Raw genomic sequence first — 14,972 nt, forward strand, 5'->3', positions numbered from 1 at the left:
TCGCGGCCTCGTCGGGCCACGCCGTGCGAGGAGAAGTCTAGCCGCGGTGGGCCGCCACCAGCTTCTCGACCACCGAGGGGTCGGCGAGCGTCGTGATGTCGCCGAGGTCCTCCGTGTCGCCCGAGGCGATCTTGCGCAGAATCCGCCGCATGATCTTGCCCGAGCGCGTCTTCGGCAGCCCCGGCGTCACCTGGATCCGGTCCGGCGTGGCGATCGGTCCGATCGCCTGCCGCACCTGCTCCTTCAGCATGCCGACCAGCTCGTCCGGCTCGTAGCTCTCGAACTCGGGCGTCGGGATGACGAAGGCGTAGATGCCGGTGCCCTTGATGTCGTGCGGGAAGCCGACCACCGCCGCCTCGGCGACCGCGGCGTGGGCGACGAGCGCGCTCTCGACCTCGGCGGTGCCCAGCCGGTGACCGGAGACGTTGAGCACGTCGTCGACGCGACCGGTGATCCAGTAGTAGCCGTCCTCGTCGCGCTTGCAGCCGTCGCCGGTGAAGTAGAGGCCGGGGAAGCGGCTGAAGTAGGTCTCCTGGAAGCGCGAGTGATCGCCGAAGATGGTGCGCGCCTGGCCCGGCCACGAGCGCTTGAGGCAGAGATTGCCCGACACGTCGTTGCCGTGCAGCTCGTTGCCCTGCTCGTCGACCAGCACCGGCTCGATGCCGAAGAACGGGAGCGTCGCCGAGCCCGGCTTGCAGGGCGTGGCGCCCGGCAGTGGGGTGATGAGAATGCCGCCGGTCTCCGTCTGCCACCAGGTGTCGACCACCGCGCAGCGCCCGTCGCCGACCACGTCGTGATACCACTTCCAGACTTCGGGATTGATCGGCTCGCCGACCGACCCGAGCACTCGCAGGCTCTTGCGCGAGTAACGCCGGATCCAGTCGTCGCCCTCGCGTGCGATGGCGCGCAGGGCGGTCGGCGCGGTGTAGAAGATGTTCACGCCGAGGTCGTCGACGATCCGCCAGTAGCGGCCCGGGTCGGGGTAGGTGGGGATCGACTCGAACATCACCGTCGTCGCGCCGTTGGCGAGCGGCCCGTAGACGATGTAGCTGTGCCCGGTCACCCAGCCGATGTCGGCGGCGCAGAAGTAGATGTCGCCCGGGTGATAGTCGAAGACCAGCTTGTGGGTGAAGGCGGCGTAGACCATGTAGCCGGCGGTGGTGTGCAGCACTCCCTTCGGCTTGCCGGTCGAGCCCGAGGTGTAGAGGGTGAAGAGCGGCGACTCCGAGTACATCCACTCCACCGGGCAGGTCGAGCGCTGCTTGCGCATCTCGTCGGTCAGCCAGAAATCGCGCCCGATCGTCATCGGAACCTCGGCGTCGGTGCGTTGGGCGACGAGCACGCGGTCGACCGACGAGAGGCCCTCGATCGCCCGGTCGACGGTGGTCTTGAGCGGGATCTTCTTGCCGCCGCGCAGCCCCTCGTTGGCGGTGACGACGATCTTGGCGCCGGCGTCGAGAATGCGGCCCCGCAGCGACTCGGCCGAGAACCCGGCGAAGACCACCGAGTGCACCGCGCCGATTCGGGCGCAGGCGAGCATGGTGTAGGTCAGCTCGGGCATCATCGGCAGGTAGACGATGACGCGGTCGCCGCGCTTGACGCCGTGGGCGAGCAGGACGTTGGCGATCCTTGCCACCTGGTGCTTGAGCTCGCGATAGGTGATGTGGCGGTACTCGCCGGGCTCGTCCTGGGCCCAGATGATCGCCGTCTTCTCCGGCTGGGTCGACATGTGCCGATCGACGCAGTTGAAGCAGGCGTTGACGCGCCCGCCGCCGTACCAGGAGAAGTCGACCTCCTCCATGTCGACGTCGAGCATCGTCGACGGCGGATGGAACCAGGAGATGATGTCGGCCTGCTTCTGCCAGAAACCTTCCGGGTCGTCGAGCGAGAGCCGGTAGAGCCGGCGGTACTCGTCCATCGAGCGGATGTGGGCGTGGGCGGCGATCTCGGGCTTGACTGGGATCATCGGAGCTCCTCCCTCGAAGCGTGGTCCGGTGTCGCGAGCGCGCTTCGGGACCGGCTCCCCCGGGCCGATCGCGCTCCCATGGTTCCTGCCAGGAGGGGCGCTCGCCCCTCCGTCGCGGATCTTGTCGGTGACCTCATCGGGTCGACTCCGGCGTCTCGACGGCGATGGGCAGCAGCACCTTGACGTGCGCGGCCGTTCCGTCGCGGTCGAGGTTGAACCAGGCCTCACCATCGTGCGCGCGGGCCATCGGCCGCAGCCCCTGCGGTGCGAGCGGACGGCCGGCGGCGTCCTCCGGGGGTGCGTCGAGCGCCTCGCCCTGCCAGTCGAGCAGACGCGTGACCTCGGCCGGGTCGGGGCTCCATCCGAGGTCGAGCAGCACGTGCCGATCGACCCTCCGGGTCCCGAGATGCAGCTGCACGACGGCCATCTCGCGGCGCAGGAGCGCGAGGAAGGCGACGACCGCCCCGATGACCTCGGTCGCGGGCAGATCGAGCCGCAGCGGCGGCGCCGCCGAAGAGTCGGCTGGGCGCGACGCGACCTCGTAGCCGAGCTCGTCGGCGGCTGCGCCGATGCGGGCGACGAGCTCGTCGACGTCGATCGTCGTCGGCGTCCCGTCGGCGGGTTCGGCGACGGCGCGATGCGCCAGGCGCTCGACCCGGATGGCGAGCTCGCCCAGCCGCTCGGACTCCTGCGAGACGACGGCGAGCAGGCGCGCCCGCGGCAACCCGTCGAGCGCCGGGAACTTCTCGAGCGTCTCGGCCGCGGCGCGCAGGCTGCCGATGGCGCCGCGCATCGAGCGCGCCAGCTCTTCGAGCTCGCGACCGGCGACGGGAGTGGGCGTCTCAGTCATCGCGACCTTCGAGACAGCGGCGGATCTGGGCGATCAGATCGCGGGTGGAGAACGGCTTGGTGACGTAGAGGTCGGCCCCGAGGTCGAGCCCCTTGTGGCGCTCGACGTCGCGGCCGCGCGCCGTCAACATGACGATCTTCGGGCAGTCGGGGGCGCTCTGCAGGCGCCGGCAGACCTCGAAGCCGTCGAGCCCCGGCAGCATCACGTCGAGCAGCACGAGGTGCGGACGGAAGCTCGCGGCGAGCGCGAGCGCCTGGTGTCCGTCGCCGGCCACGGCGACCACGTAGCCCTCGTGGCCGAGCAGGAACTCGAGCGACACGACGATGTTCGGCTCGTCCTCGACGATCAGCACGCGCTCGGCCATGGCCGTCCTCTCTCGTTGCTCATGCGCTCTCCCGCTCGGCTCCGGCGGCGGCGAGCTCGCCGGCCGGCCAACTGCGGCGCTGGGCGAGCGGCAGGGTGAAGGCGAAGCGGGCGCCGCCGCGCTCGCTCGGCTCGACCCAGATCCTGCCGCCGTGCCGGGCGACGATCTCGCGGCTGATCGACAGTCCGAGGCCGATGCCGTGGGAAGGCTGCGCCACCGGTCCTTCGATCTGGTGGAACTTGTCGAAGATCGTCTCGCGCTCCTCCGGCGGCACGCCGGGGCCGTCGTCGGAGACGGCGAAGGTGATGTTCTCGTTGTCGGCGGCGGCATCGACGGCGATCCAGCCGCCCTCGGGTGCGAATTTCAAGGCGTTGGCGAGCAGGTTGTGGAGGACCTGGAGCACCCGGTCGTAGTCGATCTCTGGGCGGGGCAGGCCGGGCTCGAGCCGCGTCGCGACGGCGATCGCCCGCCGCTCGGCGAGACTGCCGACGGAGGCCACCGCCTCGTCGATCATCGCCGCGACGTCGGCGGGCTCCGGGTGCAAGTCGGCCTCGCCCGATTCGAGCTTGGCGAGGTCGAGCACCTGGCAGATGAGGCGGGTCAGTCGCTCGTTCTCCTTGAGAACGATGCGCAGGAACTCGCCTCGCTTCTCCTCGTCGAGCTCCGGATGGTCGTGCAGGATCTCGGTGAAGGCGCGGATCGAGGTGAGCGGCGTGCGGAGCTCGTGGGCCATCGTGGCGACGAAGTCGTCCTTCAGCCGGTCGAGCTCGCGCAGCCGCTCGTTGGCGGCGCGCAGGTCGGCGCTGGCGCGCTCGAGAGCGGTCGACTTCTCCTCGAGCTGACGGCTGGTGGCGATGACGCGCGCCGACTCGTCGAGCAGACGCAGCACCTCGCCGGTGGCGAGCTCCTGCTCGCGCGCCACTGAGGCGAGCGCGACCCGCGCGGAGGCCGCGCCGGTGGTGCCGGCGAGCAGTCGCTCGGCGAAGGCGACGAGGCCTGCGTCGGCGTAGACCATCCGGTCGAGCGACAGCCCGCGGCCGGCTGAGTAGCGGGCGAGCGCCGAGCTGGTGCGCTCGGCGCCGAGGAAGCGCTCGAGCAGCGAACGCACCGCAGCCACCGGGGTGTCGGCGCGCCAGCGCGGCAGCTCGGCGCTCTCCGGGCGGCGCCGGAAGACGTCGACGAACCGCCGGGCCTGGGCGTATTCGACCGCGCTCTGGCCGCCGAGCGACGAGATCGCCACGTAGAGTCCGAGGTTGACGGTCAGGCTCCAGAAGAGCGAGTGCGCCATCGGGTCGAGGCCGGCGATGCCGAAGAGCGCCTGCGGGCGGAGCCAGCCGAGCCCGAACGGCCCTTCGGTGAGCACGCGCGCCGGGAGGCGGCCGCTGTTGACCCAGGTCGGGAAGGGCAGCGTGTAGGTCCAGACGACGAAGCCGCCGAGGATGCCGGCGAGCGCGCCGCGTTGCGTGGCGCCACGCCAGAAGAGGCCGCCGAGGATCGCCGGGGCGAGCTGCGCCACGGCGGCGAAGGAGATGAGGCCGATGGAGACCAGCGAGCCCTCCGCTCCGGTCGCCATCAGGTAGAACTGGCCGAGGCCGAGGACGATGACGATGGCGAAACGCCGCGCCGAGAGCAGGAGCTGCGAGAGGTCGGGCTCCCAGCCGCGCAGCGCCGTGCGCAGCAGGGCCGGGAGGATCAGCTCGTTCGACATCATCGTCGAGAGCGCCACGGTCTCGACGATCACCATGCCGGTGGCCGCCGAGACGCCGCCGAGGAAGACGAGCAGGGCGAGCCCCGAGGTGCCGCCGGCCAGTGGCAGGGCGAGCACGAAGTTGTCGGCGTCGACGCGTCCGTTGGCGAAGAGCAGGCGCCCGGCGAAGGCGATCGGCAGGACGAAGAGGTTGATCGCCAGCATGTAGAGGGGAAAGAGCCAGGCCGCCTTGCGCAGATGCTGTTCGTCGACGTTCTCGATCACCGCCATCTGGAACTGGCGCGGCAGGAAGAGGATGGCGGCGAACGAGAGCAGCAGCATCCACGACCAGGAGCTCCAGGAGCCGGAGAAGGCCGTGAGCTTGACAAGCTCGGGGTTCGCGAGCACGCGGTCGAAGAGCTCGCCGAAGCCGTGGTGGAGACCGAAGGTGACCCAGAGTCCGACGCCGAGGAAGGCGACGAGCTTGATCACCGACTCGAAGGCGATGGCCAGCACCAGCCCCTCGTGGTGCTCGGTGAGGTCGAGATGCCGGGTGCCGAAGAGGATGGCGAAGACGGCGAGCGTCGCCGCGACGCCGCAGGAGGTCCGCAGGAAGAGCGGGTCGTGCGCCACGTCCTCGCCGACGCCGCGCAGCAGCAGCAGGAAGGTCGTCGACACGGCCTTCAACTGCAGCGCGATGTACGGCACGATGCCGACGACCAACACCGCGGCGACGAGCGCGCCGAGCGAGCGGCTCTTGCCGTAGCGCGAGGCGACGAAGTCGGCGATCGAGGTGATGCGCTCCTGCTTGCTGATGCGCACCAGGCGGCGCAGCAGCACCCAGGAGAGCGCCGCCGCGAGCGTCGGGCCGAGGTAGACCGGGAGGAATCCGATGCCCGTCGAGGCGGCACGGCCGACCGACCCGAAGAAGGTCCAGGCGGTGCAGTAGACCGCCATCGACAGGGCGTAGACGTAGGGGTTGGCGATCAGGCTCTGCCCGCGCTCGGCGCGCCGGTCGCCCCAGAAGGCGACGACGAAGAGTAGGCCGAGGTAGAGCAGCGCGACCGAGAGAATCGTCCAGGCGGCGATCACGTGCTCGCTCCGCGGATTCGCCCCGGCGCGCCTAGCGCCGGCGGCCTCCGGAGTCGACCAGCCGGGCGATGACGGCGATGAAGGCGGCCCAGGCGGTGAAGACGTAGACGTAGAGGATCGGGATGCCGAAGAGCCGGTCGGGCCGCGAGAAGACGGCGAGGAACGGGTAGCCGAAGAGCAGCCAGCCGACCATTGCCAGGACGATCAGGCGCGGCGGCAGGAGGCGCTGCTTGACCTCGAGCAGGGCGCGACGGGCGCGGCGGTCGACACTGCCGGCGTCGCTGCGCGAGCGTGGGGAGACGACGCCGGAGGGCGACTCGCGCGGGCTCATGCAAGCAGTCCGTGACGGCGCAGGCGCCGATAGATCGTCGAGCGCGCGATGCCGAGCTCGTCGGCGGCGCGGCTGAGGTTGCCTCGGGCCGTGGCGACGGCGAGCTCGAGCCGCTCGCGCTCGATCTCGACGAGCGTGCGCACGGGCGTCGGCGGCGCAGTCGAGCGTTCGGGTGCGGCAGCCGGCGGCACGGTCTCTCGCCGCTCGGGCATCGGCTCGCTCTCGGCGAGCTCGCGCGGCAGGTGCTCGGGCCGGATGGTGTCGCCGTCGGAGAGGATCAGCGCGTGCTGCAGTGCCGTCTTGATCTGCCGCACGTTGCCCGGCCAGGGGAAGCGCACCATCGACTCGAACGCCTCGGGCGCCATCTCAGGTGGCGTCGCGCGGCCGGCCTCGGCCGCGAGTCCCTGGAGCAGATGGCTGATGAGGGCCGACACGTCCTGGCGCTCTCGCACCGGTGGCAGGCCGAGGCAGGCCCCGTTGATCCGGTAGTAGAGGTCCTGACGGAAGGCGCCGTCGGCGACCAGCCGGGGCAGATCGCGACAGGTGGCGCAGACCAGGCGGACGTCGGCCTGCCGCGGCCGATTGTCGCCCACCCGGTAGTAGGTGCCGTCCTCGAGCACGCGCAGGAGCAGCGCCTGGAGCGGTCCGGGCATCTCGCCGACCTCGTCGAGAAAGAGCGTGCCGCCGCGTGCCGCGCCGATCTTGCCGTCGTTGCCTTCCCGGCTGGCTCCGGTGAAGGCGCCCGGGGCGTAGCCGAAGAGCTCGCTCTCGAGCAGGTGCGGCGAGAGCGCACCGCAGTTGATGGCGACGAACGGCCGATCGCGCCGCGCGCTGGCACCGTGAATCGCCCGTGCCAGGAGCTCCTTTCCCGTTCCGGTCTCGGCGAGCAGCAGGATCGGCAGCAGTGTGCGGGCGAAGCGCGCGCCGGCTTCCTTCGTGGCGACGACGGCGGGGTCGTCGCCGAACAGTGCGTCGAAGCCGCGATCGTTGCGCCCGCTGCGTCGCGTCGGCGCGACGGTGTCGCTCGACGGCTCGAAGAAGGCCACCACGCCGGCGAGCGAGCCGTCGGCGACAGCGATCGGTTCGAAGCGCACGCGGGTGCCGCGGCGATCGGCAAGAAGCCGCGCGGTCGGGAGCTCGGCGGCGAGATCGCTCTGTCCGTCGCGCGCGATCAGCTCGACCTCGCGCCAGCCGATCCCCACCAGATCGCGCAGCGACGGCTCGGCACCGCCATTGGTGAGCCCGAGCAGCGAGGTGGCGGCGCGATTGGCCGACCGCAGTCGCCCTCCTGCTTCGACGAGCAGCGCCGGCGCCGGACAGGCGTCGACGAGCCGGCTGGCGAGCAGAAGTGGATCGCTCGGAGGAGTCACGGGCAGGAGTGTAGTGGCTGTAGCGATCTGTATCAAGTGGGTCCGTCACCGAACCCAAGAAAAGTGACAGCGAATCATGCTGCCGAGCCGAGCGCTACAATTCGCTACGAAACGCTACGCTCGATCCTGGCCCGATTCGTGCTGATGGGATCCCGAGCATCGTGCGCACCTTCGACTCGTTGGACCTTCAGCCGGTTCTCTCCGCCCCTGTTCGAGGGGGTGGCGGGACGGATCACCTTGTTTCCGTGCCATCGACACGCCTCTGCCAGGGGCTTTTCAGACAAGGAGGGACCATGCAACCGAGTCTCCGCCCGCGACGCCTCGTCCGCACCCTGTTCGTGCTGCTCGGCGTCACCCTGCTCGCCGCCCGTCCGGGATCGGCGCAGCTCCAGTGGAAGTCGCAGGACGAGAAGTCGACCTTCAAGGTCGGCATCCTCGGGCAGTTGCAGGGCGAGTCCCTCGACGTGGCCAACGCCAGCGGCAAGAAGGTCGACACGTCGAAGAACCTCTTCCTGCGGCGCGCCCGCATCCTCATGAACTTCACCTTCGGCGACAAGCTGTCGATCTTCGCCGAGACCGACAGCCCGAACCTCGGCAAGTCGAATACCGCCGGGGTGAAGGACGCCAACGACATGTACCTGCAGGACTTCGTCGTCGGCTACAAGTTCAAGCCCACCTTCCAGATCGAGGCCGGCATGCTGCTGCCGGCGATCTCCTACAACCACAACCAGTCGGCGGCCTCGCTGCTGGCGGCCGACTACGGCGCCTACACCTTCACCGAGTCGACGCCGATCGGCGGCCGGGTCGGCCGCGATTACGGCATCCAGGCGCGCGGCTACGCGGCGGAGAACCACCTCGAGTACCGCGTCGGCATCCTTCAGGGGTCGCGCGGCACGAACGCGGCGAACGGCATGCGTACCTACGGGCGGGTGATGTACTCGTTCTTCACCCCGCAGACCGGCCTCTTCTACCGCGGCACCTCGCTCGGCAAGACGAAGACGGTCGCGATCGGCGCGAGCTACGACGGCCAGGAGGACTACAGCTCCATCGCCGCCGACTTCTTCGCCGACCTGCCGCTGCCCGGCGGCAATGGCCTCACCATCCAGGCCGACCTGATGAAGTTCGACGGCGACAAGTTCCTTACCGCGATCCCGAAGCAGAACGACAAGCTCGTCGAGATCGGCTTCTTCGCGGCGAAGGCCAAGATCATGCCGTACGTCCAGTTCGCGCAGCGCGACTTCGACGCGGTCTCGCGCATCGACGAGAAGCGCTACTCGTTCGGCATCGGCTTCTTCCCGGCGGGACACAACCACAACGTCAAGATCGCCTACACCAAGATCAGCCCGTCGAAGGGCGACGACCTGGCCCAGGTGGTCGTGCAGTGGCAGGTGTTCCAGTTCTGATCCGGCGCGTCTCGGCTCTGCTCCCAGACGCCCGACGCTAGAACCGCAACCAGGAACCAGGAGATCCAGCAACATGGCACTCGCCACGGAAGTCATCGCCGAAAAGGCGCCGATTACCCAGGAAGAGAAGCTCGTCATCGTCGCCTCGTCGGTCGGCACGGTGTTCGAGTGGTACGACTTCTACCTCTACGCGACGCTCGCACCGTTCTTCGCCGCCCTCTTCTTCCCCAAGGGCAACGACACCGCCGCCCTGCTTTCGGCCTTCGCCACCTATGCCGCCGGCTTCCTCGTCCGGCCGTTCGGCGCGCTGGTGTTCGGGCGCATCGGCGACCTCGTCGGGCGCAAGTACACCTTCCTCGTGACCATCGTGGTCATGGGTCTTTCGACCTTCGGCGTCGGCCTCCTGCCGACCTTCGCCACGATCGGATGGGGCGCACCCATCCTGCTGGTGACCTTGCGACTCCTCCAGGGCCTGGCGCTCGGCGGCGAGTACGGCGGTGCGGCGACCTACGTCGCCGAGCATTCGGCGCAGCACCGTCGCGGCTACAGCACGAGCTGGATCCAGACGACGGCCACCGTCGGCTTCTTCCTCGCCCTCCTCGTCATCGGCCTCTGCCGCGTCTACATCGGCAAGGACACCTTCACGCAGTGGGGCTGGCGCATCCCGTTCTGGGTCTCCATCCTCCTGCTCGCCGTCTCGATCTACATCCGCCTGAAGCTGCACGAGTCGCCGATCTTCGCCAAGATCAAGTCCGAGGGTAAGACCTCGAAGGCGCCGCTCACCGACAGCTTCCTGCGCTACCCGAACAACAAGTACGTGCTGTTGGCGCTGGTGGGCGCCACGGCAGGTCAGGGCGTGGTGTGGTACACGGGCCAGTTCTATGCCCTCTTCTTCATGCAGATCACGCTCAAGCTCGACTTCCTCACCACCTACACGCTGATCGGCGCCTCGCTCCTGCTCGGCACGCCGTTCTTCGTCTTCTTCGGCTGGCTCTCCGACAAGGTCGGCCGGTTGAAGATCATCATGCTCGGCTGCCTGATCGCGGCACTGACCTACTTCCCCCTGTTCAAGGCGCTGACCCACTACGTCAACCCGGCGCTCGAGCAGTTCCAGAACACGACCAAGATCAGCGTCGCGGCCAACGAGAACGACTGCCAGTTCCACATCTTCGTCGGACCGTGGAGCAAGTTCTCGGAGTGCGACCGGGTCAAGGACTTCCTCACCAAGCAGGGGCTCAACTTCGAGTCGCTGCCGGGCGAGGCGGGCAAGGTGACGACCAAGATCAACGAGACGGTGATCGAGGGGTGGAAGGAGGCCGACCTCAAGGCGGCGCTCAAGTCGTTCAACTACCCCGAGACGGCGGACAAGGCGCAGATCAACTACGGGATGACGCTGCTGATCCTGTTCATCTTCCTGATCTACGTGACGATGGTGTACGGGCCGATCGCGGCGTTCCTCGTCGAGCTCTTCCCGACGCGGATCCGCTACACCTCGATGTCGCTGCCCTACCACATCGGCAACGGCTGGTTCGGCGGCCTGCTGCCGCTGACCGCCACGGCGATGGTGGCCGCCCGGGGCGACATCTACTACGGCCTCTGGTACCCGATCGTCGTGTCGATTATCACCTTCGTCGTCGGCACGCTCTTCCTGCGGGAGACGAAGGACCGGGACATCTACACGCACGAGAACTGACGCGAGCGAACCGCGGCGAGGGCCGGTCGGCGGACGGGATCCGTCGGCCGGTCGCGGTGCGGCCCGCCTCGTCCTCCTCGACTGGCGGCCAAGGGCCTTCGGCGCTTGCGGTTGCCCGATCGAGGAGGGACGCGGAGCCCGGCGAGGGGCGGTTGCCTTTCGCCGGGCGTTTTCTTCTAATGAGCCTTCGATGCGCATCGGCCTGTTCGCGGACCCCCACGCCAATCGCGAAGCTCTCGAAGCCTGCCTCGAGCACGGCCGGCGACACCGGATCGACCGCCACGTCTTCCTCGGCGATCTCGTGGGCTACGGTGCGGACCCCGGCTGGGTCGTCGACACGGTGGCCCGGCTGCAGGCGAACGGGGCCGTCTCGGTGATGGGGAATCACGACGAAGCGGTGGCGCGCGGTGCCGGGCAGGAGATGCACGGTGACGCGCTCGAGGTGATCGAGTGGACGCGCCAGCAGCTCGACGAGGGGCAGATGGCGTTCCTGCGCGCGCTGCCGCTCGCCGCCGAGGAGCCCGGACGGCTCTTCGTTCACGCCAACGGCTGGAAGCCGGGCGGCTGGGAGTACGTGCGGTCGACGGACGACGCCCAACGCAGCCTCGGCGCGACCGGAGCGCGCGTGACGATCTGCGGGCACCTCCATTCGCAGACGCTCTACCATCAGGGCCCGGCCGGGCGGGTGGAGGCGTTCAAGCCGGTGCCGGGGGTCGAGATCCCTCTCGGTGGCCTCCGCCGGTGGATCGCCGTGCTCGGTGCGGTGGGGCAGCCGCGCGACGGTAATCCCGCCGCGTCCTACTCGATTCTGGACGTCGACCGGGCCTCCCTCACCTGCTTCCGCGTGCCCTACGACGCGGCGACGGCGAGCCGGAAGATCCGCGAGGCGGGTCTGCCGGCCTGGCTCGGCTTGCGCCTCGAAGCCGGAGGCTGAATGGCGTCCGGTCCCGAGATCCTCGCACCGGGCGTCGAGATCGACGGCTTTCGCCTCGAGGAGGTCGTGCACGCCGGAGGGATGGCGACGATCTGGCGAGTCACGCGAGCCGATCTTGCCCTGCCGACGGTGATGAAGGTCCCGCGTCTCGGCGCGGCGGACAACCCGTCCTTCATCCTCTGCTTCGAAGTCGAGCAGATGATCCTGCCGCGGCTTTCGGGCCGCCACGTGCCGCGCTTCGTGGGTTCGGGCGACATCACCTCGCAACCCTATCTGGCGATGGAACAGGTCGCCGGGGGCTCGCTCGAGAAGCGACTGCCGCAGGCCCCGTTCGAACCGGACGCGGTCGCGGAGATCGGCGCGCAGGTGGCGCTGGCGCTCAACGACGTCCACCGCCAGCATGTCCTCCACCTCGACCTGACGCCCGACAACATCCTGTTGCGCGACAGCGGCGAGGCGGTGCTCATCGACTTCGGGCTGTCGCGCCACGATTTCCTGCCGGACCTGCTCGCCGAGGAGCTGCGCCTGCCGATGGGCACGGCGCCCTACATCTCGCCGGAGCAGGTGCTCCACGTGCGGAGCGACCCGCGGAGCGACCTCTTCTCGCTCGGCGTCGTCCTCTACGAGCTCTCGACCGGCGAACAGCCGTTCGGCAATCCGCAGACGCAGGCGGGATTGCGGCAGCGGCTCTACATGCGGCCGGTCCCGCCGCGGGCCCGCGACCGCGAGTTCCCGGACTGGTTGCAGGAGATCATCCTGCGCTGCCTCGAAGTCGACCCGGCGGCGCGCTATCGCGACGCCGCGCAGCTCGCCTTCGCGCTGCAGCACCCGGATCAGGTGCTCTTGACCGAGCGCGCGACGCGGAGCGCGAGCGACGGGGCCTGGTCGTCGCTGCGGCGGCGGCTCCAGGCCGGTAGCGGCACGCTGATCGCGCCGACCACGGCGCGTCCGGTCGACTCGATGCCGATCGTCATGGCCGCCGTCGACACGACCGCGGGCAACGAGGCGCTCGCCGAAGCGCTGCGCGAGACGGTCGTCGAGGTCCTGGCGACGGCGCCGCACGCGCGGCTGACCTGCGTGACGGTACGCAAGACGCCGAAGCTGGCGCTCGACGTGAGCGTCGACGAGGCGGGACGCAACCTTCAGGTGCAGGTGCTCTCCGAGCTCAAGCGCTGGGCGCGACCGCTCGACCTGGCCGACGATCGCATCTCCTTCCACGTGCTCGAGTACCCCGATCCGGCCGCGGCGCTCGTGGAATATGCGACGCTCAACCGGGTCGCGCACCTGGTCATCGGGGCGCGCGGCAGCTCGACGCTCCGCCGCTTCCTCGGCAGCACCTCGGCGCGTGTGGTGGCCGAGGCTCCGTGCACGGTGACGGTGGTCAAGCTGCCGGCCGCGCCGGGCGCCGAAGGCGAGGTCGCGTCCGGATGAGCGCCGAGCTCTTCCATCCCGGAGCGCGAGTCGACCGCTTCGTCCTCGGCGAACGGATCGCACGAGCGGTGCGAGCGACCTTCTGGCGGGTCGCCGGCGAAGCGGACGGCCTGCCGCTGGTGATGAAGGTGCCGCGACTCGACCAGCCGGACAACCCCACGGCCGCGGTGGGGTTCGAGGTCGAGCAGCAGGTCCTGGCTCACCTCCGCGGCCCGCATGCCCCGCGGCTGGTCGCGGCCGGCGACTTCGCGGGTCAGCCGTACCTGGTGATGGAGTACGTGCCGGGGGCCTCGCTCCACGACCGGATGGCCTCGCTTGCCGGTGCGGCGGACGAGATCGCGGAGGTCGGAGCCCGCATCGCCGACGCGCTCGCCGACCTGCACCGCCAGCGCGTGCTGCACCTCGACCTGCAGCCCCACAACCTGCTCTTCCGCCGTTCCGGCGAGGCGGTGCTGGTCAACTTCGGGCTGGCCAACGCGCTCGACCGGCCGGACCTGCTCGGCGAGGCGTTCCGGTTCCCTCTCGGCAGCGGTCCCTACATCGCGCCGGAACAGGTGCTGCTCCATCGCGACGACCCGCGCAGCGACCTCTTCGCGCTCGGTGTCGTGCTCTACCAGCTGACGACGAGCGTGCGGCCGTTCGGCAGCCCGGGCACCGTGCCGGGGTTGCGCCGACGCCTCTTCCACGAGCCCGATCCGCCGCGCGCGCTCGATCCCTCCTGCCCCGGGTGGTTGCAGGAGGTCATCCTTCACTGTCTCGAGACCGACCCCGGGCGGCGCTACGCCAGCGCCGAGCAGGTCGCCGACGACCTGCGGAACCCCGAACGGGTCGAGTTGACCGAGCGGGCGCGGCGTGGGCGGCGACCCGGCCCGCTCGGCCGGCTCTGGCGCTCGCTCCGCACGACGGTCGCCGTGGCCCGCGGTCGCGGAGCGGTCGCCGGCCGGGCGGCGGAGCCGCGCTCGGGTCGCCTCGTCATGGTCGCGGTCAACCTCGAACCGGGCAGCGAGGAGCTGGCGCGCGCGCTGCTGGTGGCGGTGCGCCGTCTGCTCGCCGTCGACCAACAGGCGCGACTGATGTGCGTCTCGGTCCGGGGCGTGGCCCGGCAGGGTCCTGCCGCGGCGCCGGGCGGCGAGGCGGCCGGCAGCAGCGCGCGGCGGCTCGTCGAGCTGCGCCACTGGGCCCGGACGCTCTGGCTGCCGCCGGAGCGCGTCACCTTCCAGGTGCTCGAGGGGGAGGACCCGGCGCAGACGCTGCTCGACCACATCCGCGCCAACCGGGTCGAGCGGCTGATCCTCGGCGCCCGCGGCCACTCGTCGCTGCGGCGCTTCCTCGGCAGTGTCTCGTCGCGGCTGGTGTCCGAAGCCGACTGCACGGTCACGGTGGTGCGCGTCTTCGACCCGAATCGAGCCGCGGCGGAGACCGACGGCGACGAGGCCGAGCCGCAGGAGCTCGAGATGCCGACCGGTGACGAACGGTTCGACGACTGAGGCAGAGAGGAGGAGGGGCATGCGCGTCCGAGAGCTCGAGCCCGATCGCGGCAAGCTGGCCGCCTACTGGCGTGCGACGCGTCGCCTGACCGCCGGGACGCTGGCCGTCTGGGCGGCGGTGTCGGTCGGCGCCGCCCTGATGGCCGAGACCCTGAACCGCATCGTCGTCGGTGGCTTCCCGCTCGGCTACTACTTCGGCGCCCAGGGCTCGGTGCTCGTCTTCGTCCTGCTGGTGGCCAACTACGCGCGGGCGATGAACCGGCTCGATCGCCAGCACGAGCTGCAGGAAGACGAGGAGTGAGGGCGATGCGCGACGCGGCGAAGGGGGCGGGACGACGGCTGGAGGGCAACGCAGGTGCGCAAC

The 14,972-nt window shown here is 70.0% G+C and carries 12 protein-coding genes; 6 read left to right on the forward strand and 6 right to left on the reverse strand.

From position 1 onward, the window contains the following. Positions 1-37: 37 nt before the first annotated feature. From acs to IPJ17_07480, 6 genes are all read right to left on the reverse strand, one after another. On the reverse strand, positions 38-1,966 hold the full coding sequence (gene acs, locus IPJ17_07455; GenBank protein QQR75401.1) for an acetate--CoA ligase: 1,929 nt from the start codon (positions 1,964-1,966) through the stop codon (positions 38-40). A 133-nt stretch (positions 1,967-2,099) separates the two neighbouring features. Continuing rightward, the gene (locus IPJ17_07460; protein QQR75402.1) at positions 2,100-2,816 is read right to left on the reverse strand and encodes a hypothetical protein; all 717 of its coding nucleotides are present in this window, start codon (positions 2,814-2,816) and stop codon (positions 2,100-2,102) included. Next, a complete protein-coding gene (locus IPJ17_07465; GenBank protein ID QQR75403.1) occupies positions 2,809-3,180 on the reverse strand; it encodes a response regulator in 372 nt (123 codons plus the stop codon). The genes IPJ17_07460 and IPJ17_07465 overlap by 8 nt, the downstream gene beginning before the upstream one ends. Positions 3,181-3,199: 19 nt before the next feature. After that, entirely contained in the window at positions 3,200-5,959 is a 2,760-nt protein-coding gene (locus tag IPJ17_07470; GenBank protein ID QQR75404.1) for a histidine kinase, read from the reverse strand. A 31-nt stretch (positions 5,960-5,990) separates the two neighbouring features. Continuing rightward, positions 5,991-6,290: a hypothetical protein gene (locus IPJ17_07475; GenBank protein QQR76251.1), complete on the reverse strand. Its 300-nt coding sequence runs from the start codon at positions 6,288-6,290 to the stop codon at positions 5,991-5,993. Beyond that, positions 6,287-7,660 (reverse strand): sigma 54-interacting transcriptional regulator, encoded by a 1,374-nt coding sequence (locus IPJ17_07480; protein QQR75405.1) that lies wholly within the window; start codon positions 7,658-7,660, stop codon positions 6,287-6,289. The genes IPJ17_07475 and IPJ17_07480 overlap by 4 nt, the downstream gene beginning before the upstream one ends. Before the next feature lie 293 nt (positions 7,661-7,953). Here IPJ17_07480 and IPJ17_07485 point away from each other — a divergent pair, with 293 nt between their 5' ends. The 6 genes from IPJ17_07485 (at position 7,954) to IPJ17_07510 (ending at position 14,909) form a co-directional block, all read left to right on the forward strand. Further along, positions 7,954-9,063, forward strand: a complete 1,110-nt coding sequence (locus IPJ17_07485) for a hypothetical protein (protein ID QQR75406.1) — start codon at positions 7,954-7,956, stop codon at positions 9,061-9,063. A gap of 73 nt (positions 9,064-9,136) precedes the next feature. Then, positions 9,137-10,756 (forward strand): MHS family MFS transporter, encoded by a 1,620-nt coding sequence (locus tag IPJ17_07490; GenBank protein ID QQR75407.1) that lies wholly within the window; start codon positions 9,137-9,139, stop codon positions 10,754-10,756. A 190-nt stretch (positions 10,757-10,946) separates the two neighbouring features. Continuing rightward, positions 10,947-11,690, forward strand: a complete 744-nt coding sequence (locus tag IPJ17_07495) for a metallophosphoesterase family protein (GenBank protein ID QQR75408.1) — start codon at positions 10,947-10,949, stop codon at positions 11,688-11,690. Continuing rightward, positions 11,691-13,121, forward strand: a complete 1,431-nt coding sequence (locus tag IPJ17_07500; GenBank protein QQR75409.1) for a protein kinase — start codon at positions 11,691-11,693, stop codon at positions 13,119-13,121. Next, positions 13,118-14,608 (forward strand): universal stress protein, encoded by a 1,491-nt coding sequence (locus IPJ17_07505; protein QQR75410.1) that lies wholly within the window; start codon positions 13,118-13,120, stop codon positions 14,606-14,608. Before IPJ17_07500 ends, IPJ17_07505 begins: the two co-directional genes overlap by 4 nt. 19 nt (positions 14,609-14,627) lie before the next feature. Continuing rightward, positions 14,628-14,909: a DUF4212 domain-containing protein gene (locus IPJ17_07510; GenBank protein ID QQR75411.1), complete on the forward strand. Its 282-nt coding sequence runs from the start codon at positions 14,628-14,630 to the stop codon at positions 14,907-14,909. Positions 14,910-14,972: the final 63 nt, after the last annotated feature.

Source organism: Holophagales bacterium (genome assembly GCA_016699405.1).
Classification (GTDB): domain Bacteria; phylum Acidobacteriota; class Thermoanaerobaculia; order Multivoradales; family JAGPDF01; genus JAAYLR01.

What these genes read in the sequence shown, in the direction of transcription:
- IPJ17_07500 (QQR75409.1), top strand. Translation starts at nt 11,691, where the DNA reads ATGGCGTCCGGTCCCGAGATCCTCGCACCGGGCGTCGAGATCGACGGC.
- IPJ17_07490 (QQR75407.1), top strand. Translation starts at nt 9,137, where the DNA reads ATGGCACTCGCCACGGAAGTCATCGCCGAAAAGGCGCCGATTACCCAG.
- IPJ17_07510 (QQR75411.1), top strand. Translation starts at nt 14,628, where the DNA reads ATGCGCGTCCGAGAGCTCGAGCCCGATCGCGGCAAGCTGGCCGCCTAC.
- IPJ17_07460 (QQR75402.1), bottom strand. Translation starts at nt 2,816, where the DNA reads ATGACTGAGACGCCCACTCCCGTCGCCGGTCGCGAGCTCGAAGAGCTG.
- IPJ17_07465 (QQR75403.1), bottom strand. Translation starts at nt 3,180, where the DNA reads ATGGCCGAGCGCGTGCTGATCGTCGAGGACGAGCCGAACATCGTCGTG.
- IPJ17_07505 (QQR75410.1), top strand. Translation starts at nt 13,118, where the DNA reads ATGAGCGCCGAGCTCTTCCATCCCGGAGCGCGAGTCGACCGCTTCGTC.
- IPJ17_07475 (QQR76251.1), bottom strand. Translation starts at nt 6,290, where the DNA reads ATGAGCCCGCGCGAGTCGCCCTCCGGCGTCGTCTCCCCACGCTCGCGC.
- IPJ17_07495 (QQR75408.1), top strand. Translation starts at nt 10,947, where the DNA reads ATGCGCATCGGCCTGTTCGCGGACCCCCACGCCAATCGCGAAGCTCTC.
- acs (QQR75401.1), bottom strand. Translation starts at nt 1,966, where the DNA reads ATGATCCCAGTCAAGCCCGAGATCGCCGCCCACGCCCACATCCGCTCG.
- IPJ17_07485 (QQR75406.1), top strand. Translation starts at nt 7,954, where the DNA reads ATGCAACCGAGTCTCCGCCCGCGACGCCTCGTCCGCACCCTGTTCGTG.